The organism is Psychrobacter muriicola 2pS (assembly GCF_904846535.1).
GTDB classification, from domain to species: domain Bacteria; phylum Pseudomonadota; class Gammaproteobacteria; order Pseudomonadales; family Moraxellaceae; genus Psychrobacter; species Psychrobacter aquimaris.
In genome coordinates this window covers 110476-119358 of the sequence record NZ_CAJHBC010000008.1, presented here as the reverse complement: position 1 = coordinate 119358, position 8883 = coordinate 110476, and the positions used below count along the sequence as shown (strand labels likewise).

General features: G+C 41.2%; 6 protein-coding genes and 1 pseudogene. 6 read left to right on the top strand and 1 reads right to left on the bottom strand.

Annotation, left to right across the window (positions count from 1 at the left end):
* Positions 1–75 precede the first annotated feature (75 nt).
* The 4 genes and pseudogenes from JMX93_RS11885 to JMX93_RS11870 all read left to right on the top strand — a co-directional run.
* Positions 76–348 (top strand): annotated as a pseudogene (locus tag JMX93_RS11885) (WG repeat-containing protein); the annotation flags it as partial.
* A 60-nt stretch (positions 349–408) separates the two neighbouring features.
* Complete coding sequence (locus tag JMX93_RS11880; RefSeq protein WP_499204831.1) at positions 409–840, top strand: WG repeat-containing protein; 432 nt, start codon at positions 409–411, stop codon at positions 838–840.
* A gap of 70 nt (positions 841–910) precedes the next feature.
* A complete protein-coding gene (locus tag JMX93_RS11875; protein WP_499204837.1) occupies positions 911–1045 on the top strand; it encodes a DUF2256 domain-containing protein in 135 nt (44 codons plus the stop codon).
* 66 nt (positions 1046–1111) lie between these two features.
* On the top strand, positions 1112–1975 hold the full coding sequence (locus tag JMX93_RS11870) for a hypothetical protein (RefSeq protein ID WP_499204830.1): 864 nt from the start codon (positions 1112–1114) through the stop codon (positions 1973–1975).
* A gap of 532 nt (positions 1976–2507) precedes the next feature.
* On the opposite strand, the gene metH is transcribed toward JMX93_RS11870, so the two are convergent.
* Entirely contained in the window at positions 2508–6311 is a 3804-nt protein-coding gene (gene metH, locus JMX93_RS11865; RefSeq protein WP_499204829.1) for a methionine synthase, read from the bottom strand.
* Positions 6312–6864: 553 nt separating this feature from the next.
* Between metH and JMX93_RS11860 the strand changes: the two genes are divergently transcribed.
* Positions 6865–7419, top strand: a complete 555-nt coding sequence (locus JMX93_RS11860) for a fasciclin domain-containing protein (protein WP_193013302.1) — start codon at positions 6865–6867, stop codon at positions 7417–7419.
* A 330-nt stretch (positions 7420–7749) separates the two neighbouring features.
* The gene (locus JMX93_RS11855) at positions 7750–8700 is read left to right on the top strand and encodes a fasciclin domain-containing protein (protein WP_499204828.1); all 951 of its coding nucleotides are present in this window, start codon (positions 7750–7752) and stop codon (positions 8698–8700) included.
* The last annotated feature ends 183 nt before the right edge of the window (positions 8701–8883 follow it).

Sequence of the window (8883 nt, the reverse complement as noted above, 5' to 3'; positions counted from 1 at the left end):
GGATAGTCATTTGCTGATTCAATAAGCATGCGAACGGCGCGCTCTTTAATCTCAGGAGTGTAGGTTTGTCTTTTCATTGTCGTATTCTCTCAGAAAGTTGAGTCTCCGACAATCCCGGGGCGGTTCAGTAATCATAAACAACAATCCTCTCAAGAGAGTAAATCAACGCTTTGGGGCTACATCAATACCATAGGCGAGGAGGTTATACCATTACATTACGAAGAGGTAAGTTCCTTTAATGAAGGACTGGCTGCTGTCAAATCAAATGATAAATGGGGCGTAATTGACTTTCAAGAAAATCAAGTTATACCTTTTGAGTATGATGCTATTAGTAGTTTTAAATACGGCTATGCAATAGTAGCTAGAGTAAATACAAACCTAGTAGATAGCAGCAGTGATACTGACGAAATGATAGATGGGGTAGAAGAGTACTCATTATCGGAAGAATGGGATGATGAGTTATACATGGATAGTTTTACATCTAGAGATAACTCCGAAATGAAATTTGGCATTATTGATCGTCAAGGTAGTATCGTACTACCAGTAAAGTATGACAATGTTACTCAAGTTTCTGAAGGTGTGATAGGCGTTAAAAATGATGATAAGTGGGGGTTTGTTAGCCAACAAGGCGAATCAGTAATATCTTATCAATTTGATCAGATATTTCCACCTTTTAAAAATGGCATCATCCAAGCTGATTATTGCTACGATGATAATGAAAACACTACCTCATGTCAGGCTGATGAGGTTAATATCCATACGCTGCATATTGATAAACAAGGTAATATTATCAACGAGTTATTTTCTAGCGTGGGCGTAGCAGAGGAAACGATAGATTGATTTTGTACTAATCAAACAATATTCCTTGTCTGATGCTATATAAAAAAAAGGCAGTCATGGTACATAAAAAATAAACCTACCACAAAAAACCTGCCCTGTCTGCCAGTGCCCGTTTACGTGGCGCAAGAAATGGGAGAAAGACTGGGAGCAGGTGATTTATTGTTCGGAGTGGTGTCGGCGCAATTGTATTGATTTAACTGAATAAAGTAGGGTAGATATTAGTTTTAATGCTAAAATAGCGAAAAATATGTTTTAAAGTATAAAAAAATTAATGAAAAAAAATATAATTAAGCATAATAAAAGCCAAAAACGAGCTGTAAAAAAACCATCAAGATATGGCAAAAAAAGTATTGAAAGTAAAATACAGATCTTTAATAGCGCTTCCCATAGCCAACAGTTTGAAAACGATTGGGCAGTAGAGCAAGACTTTACTTGTGTTCGATTAGGACTACTTAGGTTTACTCAGATAATAGCCATTTTTCTTATATTCTTTAGTATACCTATTGCGGGCTATCTCATGCACGCTATTAAGGAATATGACATATTTATAGTAATTGCTATGTTTATTACTGCTATATTATCAGCTGTTTTATTGATAAATCCGAGTGTGATTTTTAGAGGTGTCAACTGGCTACGACAAGGCCATATTAAATTGAAAGGGGATAAAATTGAGTTAAGGGTAGACAATAAAATCCAGTATATATCAGTAACGAATATAAAAAAATTCAGATGTTACAAAATTAATAATTACAGATCCAAAATCGAAGTTTTAAAGATTATTATAAAAATGAAAGATGGTTCTAAGTTTTTTTTGTATCAGTCAACCAATTTTAATGAGAACATATATATATTGTATAGTGTTGGTGTAATGATAGAGTCGGTATTATCAGATAACTTTGAAAAGATAGATAAAGGCGCTTGGTTATATCGAAAAGAAACCATTTATTATGCAAATATACTGACAGTTTTTTTTGTCACTATATTTACGGGTATCGTGATTTATTTTAAGATGTACGATTTTTTATTTGTTATAGTAATGCTTGTCTTGATTATCATTGCTCCTCGTTTTACCCTTTTTATAATGGGTACACAGCATAGCGGTGATACTTATATACACTACATCAACAGAAGATAACTTTAAACACGATAGTATCGCTATCTAAAATAGTCGCTTTAGACCTGGCAACTACTGCCGCTATAATGATGGAAATATCCAATACTGACACCATTGGTAATATCTCAGTGACGAACTTCGATCTTTTTACTCAAAAATTTATGAAAGATAAAACCCAGTAAGATGGACAAGATTACGATTTTCATAATGGTTATCATCATACTGGCCAAATCGATATCAATTAGCTGCCCACAAATGCTTTGATCTCGAGAGACTAATTCTTATTTTTTATAAGATGTTTAATGGATTGGCTGACCAAAAGTTTATACTCAACACTCTAGATAGTTAAAAGCTCGTTTGAAAGTAATTTAAAATCATAATCAGGCTCGTAAAACTCTATACACATAGTTTAAAATTTACTCCAAAATCACATCATAACCATAAAGTTACTTATATAAAGTAAATTATAACTCTATAAAAAATGGCTTACCCATATTAAATGAGTAAGCCAAAAAATAACTATCATGTTTCTATAATTGCATTAGCCAATCGACTACAAATTCGGATTTAACCATTTCTCAGCCGTTTTCATATCCCAGCCTTTACGCTCAGCATAACTTTCTAACTGGTCACGACTGATTTTACCGACGTTGAAGTACTCACTCTCCGGATGCGAGTAATAGAATCCGCTAACCGATGACGCAGGCCACATCGCATAGCTTTCGGTCAAAGTCGTACCGATAGCCTCTACCGTACCGAGCCAGTCAAACAGTTTGCCTTTTTCGGTATGCTCAGGGCAAGCAGGGTAGCCAGGGGCAGGGCGGATACCGACGTATTTTTCTTTAATCATCTCATCATTGGTGAGTGACTCAGTCGGTTGGTAGCCCCAATACTCTTTACGGATCAGCTCATGCAGATGCTCGGCAAAGGCTTCGGCTAGCCGGTCAGACAGCGCCTGTACCATGATAGCGTTGTAGTCATCACCTGCTGCTTTATAATGCTCAGCGAGCGCTTCTGTACCGACGATGGAGACGGTAAAGCCGCCCAAATGATCGGTATGCGTGTCTGATGGCGAGATAAAGTCTGCCAAGCTAAAGTTCGGCTTACCGCTTGCTTTATCACTTTGCTGACGCAAGTGCTCGAACTGATACGTTGGCTTACCGTCTTGTTGTGGATCGTTGTCATAGACTGTTACTGTGTCCGAGCCAGTACGGCGGGCAGGCATCAGTTTGAACACGCCTTTTGCCACGATTGACTTTTCCTCAATCATTTTGTGTAGTAGCTCTTCAGCGTTCTCAAACAGATCACGTGCCGCTTCACCTACCACATCATCTTGTAAGATTTTTGGATATTTACCCGTCAGACCCCAAGAGATGAAGAACGGTGTCCAGTCAATATACGGAAGTAGGTTGGTAATTGGATAGTCATCCAATATCACTTGTCCTAGCTTATTGGGCACTGGTGGTACATAATTTTCCCAATCATACTGAAAGCCAATCTTGACCGATTCGGCATAGGTGACCTTGGCCGCTTTAGGTTGACGCTTGGCAAGACGTTCACGTACTTTGACATACTCTGCGCGTGTCTCATCGATGAGAGCAGTACGGTGCTCTTTGGATAGCAGCTTGGTCACCACGCCGACTGAGCGCGAGGCATCCGAGACATAGATGACCGCATCGTTTTGATATTGCGGTTCGACCTTGACAGCCGTATGCGCTTTAGAGGTCGTTGCACCGCCGATCATCAATGGTAGTGTCATGCCGCGCTCTTGCATTTGCTTGGCGACATAGACCATTTCATCGAGACTTGGCGTAATCAAACCTGACAGACCAATGATATCGACTTTTTCTGCGATAGCGGTATCGAGAATTTTTTCACACGGCACCATGACACCGAGATCGACGATGTCGTAGCCGTTACAGCCAAGTACCACGCCGACGATGTTTTTGCCGATATCATGCACATCGCCTTTGACCGTCGCCATCAGAATTTTACCTTTGACTTCGCCTTCAACCTTTTCGGCTTCGATATACGGGTTTAGCCATGCGACGGACTGCTTCATCACGCGAGCAGATTTTACGACTTGCGGCAAAAACATCTTACCAGCACCAAATAGATCACCGACGATATTCATACCGTCCATGAGTGGCCCTTCGATGACTTCGAGTGGTTTGGGATATTTCTCCCACGCTTCTTTGGTATCCGCTTCGATAAAAGTTGTTACGCCTTTGACGAGTGCGTGGGCGATACGCTCTTCTACCGTACCCTCACGCCAGCTCATATCGACCGTGCTGTCTTTTTTCTTACCGCCATCTTGGTAGTTTTCAGCGACCGTCATCAGGCGTTCAGTCGCATCCTGACCAGTTTCACCTTGATTGCGGTTGAGCATGACGTCTTCGATAGCGTCACGCGCTTCCTTTGGAATATCATCATACAGCTCAAGCATGGCTGGGTTGACAATACCCATGGTTAGGCCGTTTTTGATTGCATGGTAGAGGAATACAGAGTTAATCGCTTCACGGATGGGGTTACCACGGAAACTAAACGAGACGTTTGATACACCACCTGAGACCATGGCATTTGGCAGGTTTTCAGTGATCCAGCGTGTGGCATTGATAAAGTCCGCGCCGTAGTTGTTGTGCTCAGTGATGCCCGTGGCGACGGCAAAGATATTCGGGTCAAAGATAATGTCTTCTGATGGGAAGCCCACTTCATTGACCAATACGTCATAGCTGCGTTTAGATATTTCAATCTTGCGCTCGTAGGTATCGGCCTGACCGTCTTCATCAAATGCCATGACGATAACGGCTGCCCCATAACGCATGCATAACTTGGCACGCTCAACGAACTCAGCATGCCCTTCTTTTAGGGAGATGGAGTTAACAACAGATTTACCCTGCGTACGTTTGAGGCCTTCTTCGATGATGTCCCATTTAGATGAGTCAATCATGAGTGGCACACGGCTGATGTCTGGCTCGCCTGATACGAGGTTGACGAAGTGAATCATGGCTTGCTTGGAGTCGAGCATGCCTTCGTCCATATTAATATCAACGATTTGTGCGCCGCCTTCGACCTGATCGCGAGCGACATCAAGTGCTTCGGTATAGGCTTCGGTCTTAATCAGCCTTAGGAATTTTTTGGAGCCTGTGACGTTGGTACGCTCACCGACATTGACAAACAAGCTGTCAGCATTGATCGTAAATGGCTCTAGACCTGATAAGCGGCAGGCAGGTGCGATTTCAGGAATCACGCGTGGCGCATAGTTTGCCACCATTTTAGAGATTTGACGGATATGCTCAGGCGTTGTACCACAGCAGCCGCCAACGATATTTAAGATACCCGCTTTGGCAAAACCTTCGAGTAGGGCAGCAGTTTCTTCAGCCGTTTCGTCATATTCACCAAATTCATTGGGTAGGCCAGCGTTTGGATGCGCTGACACATAGGTATCAGCGATGTTCGATAGCGTTTGGATATGCGGACGTAGCGCATCAGCACCAAGCGCACAGTTAAAACCAACGGATAGTGGCTTGGCATGACGAATCGAGTTGTAGAACGCTTCCGCCGTTTGACCAGATAGTGTACGACCTGACGCATCAGTGATCGTACCAGAAATCATAATAGGCAGCTCAAAGCCGATATCTTCAAACACACCCGTGATGGCAAATATTGCCGCTTTGGCATTTAGCGTATCAAAAATCGTCTCAATCAAAATAAGATCGACACCGCCTTCTATCAGGCATAAGGTCGCTTCACGGTAGTTTAGGACCAACTCATCAAAGGTAATATTACGAAACGCAGGATCATTGACATCAGGTGAGAGTGAGCAGGTGCGTGAGGTCGGCCCTACGACACCCGCAACGAATCGTGGTTTATCAGGCGTTTTTGCCGTAAATTCATCAGCGGCGTCGCGCGCAATCTTGGCCGCTGTCTTATTCAGCTCAGGCACCAAATACTGCATGTCATAGTCAGCCATCGACAGACGCGTACCATTAAAGGTATTGGTCTCGATGATATCCGCACCAGCCAATAGATGATCGTGATGAATGTCCTTAATCATATGCGGCTGTGTCAGTACCAGCAGATCATTATTGCCGCGCACATCTTGATCGATATCAGAAAAACGCTCACCACGATAATCTGCTTCTTCCAGTTTATAGGTCTGGATCTGCGTACCCATCGCACCATCTAACATCAAAATTCGTGACGTCATCTGCTCGGTGATACGGGCACGCGCGGTCAGCTGCTGCTCTTTATAAGGAAATACAGAAGGTGGCGTCAAAATAAAGTCATCAGCGGATGACGAGCTAGAAGTAATATCAGAGTGAGAAGAGGTCGGTGAGGTCATCGTTTGAGTCATAGGTGCGCTGCTTATATCGTCAATATTATAAAAGGAAGGAGTAACAAACCAATAGAGTACAAAGTCTTATAAAGGAAATCGTCAAATTTGAATTATTCTAGCATGAAAAATATAGCACACATGGATACTGCCCATTCTACTTTTACCATAGACAAGTAGATACTGATTCACTGAACTGCTGAGCATAGCATTAAATTCTATTTCATAAAGAATATGTGCACAAATGAATATCATTCCGTTTAAAGATTACATAAAGCTTTGTTTCTAGAAATGAAAGCCAACGATTGTGCTTAAAAGTCAGACAGAGTTTACACCGGTACTACAAAAAGTTGCGTAAAGGAGAATTGATAGAGCTTTGTTATATGTTAATTTAATTTCAGAAGGATTAATGTTTCGTAAGCAATACTTACTAGTAAGTGCTAATGATTTTATTCAATAATACCTAGCATTCATTACGATCATTAAAACAAGTATTTGCCATAAGGAAAGACGGTCTAATCTGCAAGACAGTTATAGAATAGTCAATAAATACTCAATCATTAAGGATAATGTTATGAAACTTACTAAAATTGCTACCATTGGTACATTAGCACTCTCAATCGCTGGTTTAAGCGCTTGTAACAATATGATGCCAACCAAAAGCGCCACAATGAAAGCACCCATGCACGGTCAGTCTATGGCGAAAATGAATGTGGTACAAATTGCCCAAAGTAATCCTGACTTCTCGTTGCTGGTCGAAGCAGTGGTAGCGGCAGATCTAGCGGGTGCGCTATCTAACCCTAATGCTCACTATACGGTGTTTGCGCCAACCAATGCCGCCTTTGTACAAGTGCTGCAAGAAACTGGCATGAGCAAAGCGCAATTGTTTGCCAACAAGCCACTATTGACTAAGATTTTAGGCTACCACGTGATTAACGGTGCTGCGCCAGTATATGCGAAAGACGTTAAACCAGGCAATATTACTATGCTCAGTAAAGATACCTTGATGGTCACCGATCAAGGAAAATTGATGGATGAGAATGGTCGTACTATTGATATTATAAAAACGGATATTGTTGCTAATAACGGCGTAGTACATGTTATCGATAGAGTCTTGCTACCCAAATAAGCTGCATCTAAAAATATTAGTTAAAGAATTATATTCCTATTACTTTGTATGATGAAGCTGGTCTGAGTATTAGCTGTCGTCTTTGATGACACGATTATTGAATACGCGATATTTTAACTACCAGTTGTTTAAGATGAATCTGTTGGTATTTAGAGTTTTTACGTATTTTTTAAATGTGTCATCATTATTGTTTAACAATACGACAATAAACGACAGTCATCTTTGTTTTTTGTTTAAAGCGTTAATTAATTATTTAATAGCTTCAAGCATTCAACGGATTCTACTGACAAAGTAGATGGTCCATCTGGACTCATACATAAGGATATAATCATGTTAAAAAGAACTCTACTATCGTTGGCGCTGGCCATGAGCGTTTTACCGTTAGCCGCTTGTAATGACGATGACGATGATCTTTCAGTTGTTGTAGAAGCACCAACGCAAAATATTGCAGAAATTGCTGCTGAGAATAAAGATCTAAGCATTCTTAACGCCGCGTTAAAGGCCACTGGTCTCGACGAAACATTGATGTCCTCAGGCAGTGAATTTACCGTCTTTGCACCCACTGATGAAGCATTTTCTGAATTATTGGAAGACCTTGGTGTGACGTCAGAAGAATTATTGGCTAACAAAGAGCTACTAACGATGGTCTTAACCTATCATGTCATTCCTAATATGACTCTCAACGCTGCTGATGTTCCTTATGGCGATAGTATTGAGACAGTCAACGGTCAAGCGTTGTCTATTAGTGATGCCAATGTCATCATGGATGCAAGTGGCGATACCTCTGAAATCATTAAGACGGATGTATTGGCTACTAATGGTGTCATTCACCTCATCGATGACGTACTGTTACCTACTGATAAATCCATAGTCGATTTAGCCGTTGCCACAGAAGATCTCAGTATTCTCAAAGAAGCGGTGGTAGCAGCAGGACTGGCTGACGTGCTCGCCGATGAAGCCGCTGATCTTACCGTCTTTGCACCCAACAATACCGCTTTTGCTAAGTTGCTAGCTGAACTTGACATAAGTAAAGAGCAGCTCTTACAGGATAAGATGTTATTGACGAAAGTGCTCACTTATCATGTGATTGAAGACGATCGCATCTTCGCCTCTGAAATTATGGCAGGCAGTCAAGAGATGCTTGAAGGCAGTAGCATCACGTTTAATGACAAAAAACAAATCATCGATGCAAGAGATCGTACTTCTAATATTTTGACGGCAAATATACAAGCGAACAATGGTGTTGTACACGTGATCGATACAGTGTTGCTACCTAAGTAAGCATCAATTCGAAATTAATCAGTTAAAATTATAGTTATTGGTATAGCAGCGGCAACACTATCACAACGGTTTGGTTGCTATCGTTTGCAACAGACAAGCTGTTCGCTGTTATATTCATTATTTGGGTTAAGTGATTTGTTGTACAAATAACTTAATAGATTATCATTCTATAAGGAAATAATT

Bases quoted from the DNA above. Each gene is read 5' to 3' on its own strand.
- JMX93_RS11880 (WP_499204831.1), top strand. From the start codon at position 409: ATGATAGATGGGGTAGAAGAGTACTCATTATCGGAAGAATGGGATGAT.
- JMX93_RS11870 (WP_499204830.1), top strand. From the start codon at position 1,112: ATGAAAAAAAATATAATTAAGCATAATAAAAGCCAAAAACGAGCTGTA.
- metH (WP_499204829.1), bottom strand. From the start codon at position 6,311: ATGACTCAAACGATGACCTCACCGACCTCTTCTCACTCTGATATTACT.
- JMX93_RS11860 (WP_193013302.1), top strand. From the start codon at position 6,865: ATGAAACTTACTAAAATTGCTACCATTGGTACATTAGCACTCTCAATC.
- JMX93_RS11855 (WP_499204828.1), top strand. From the start codon at position 7,750: ATGTTAAAAAGAACTCTACTATCGTTGGCGCTGGCCATGAGCGTTTTA.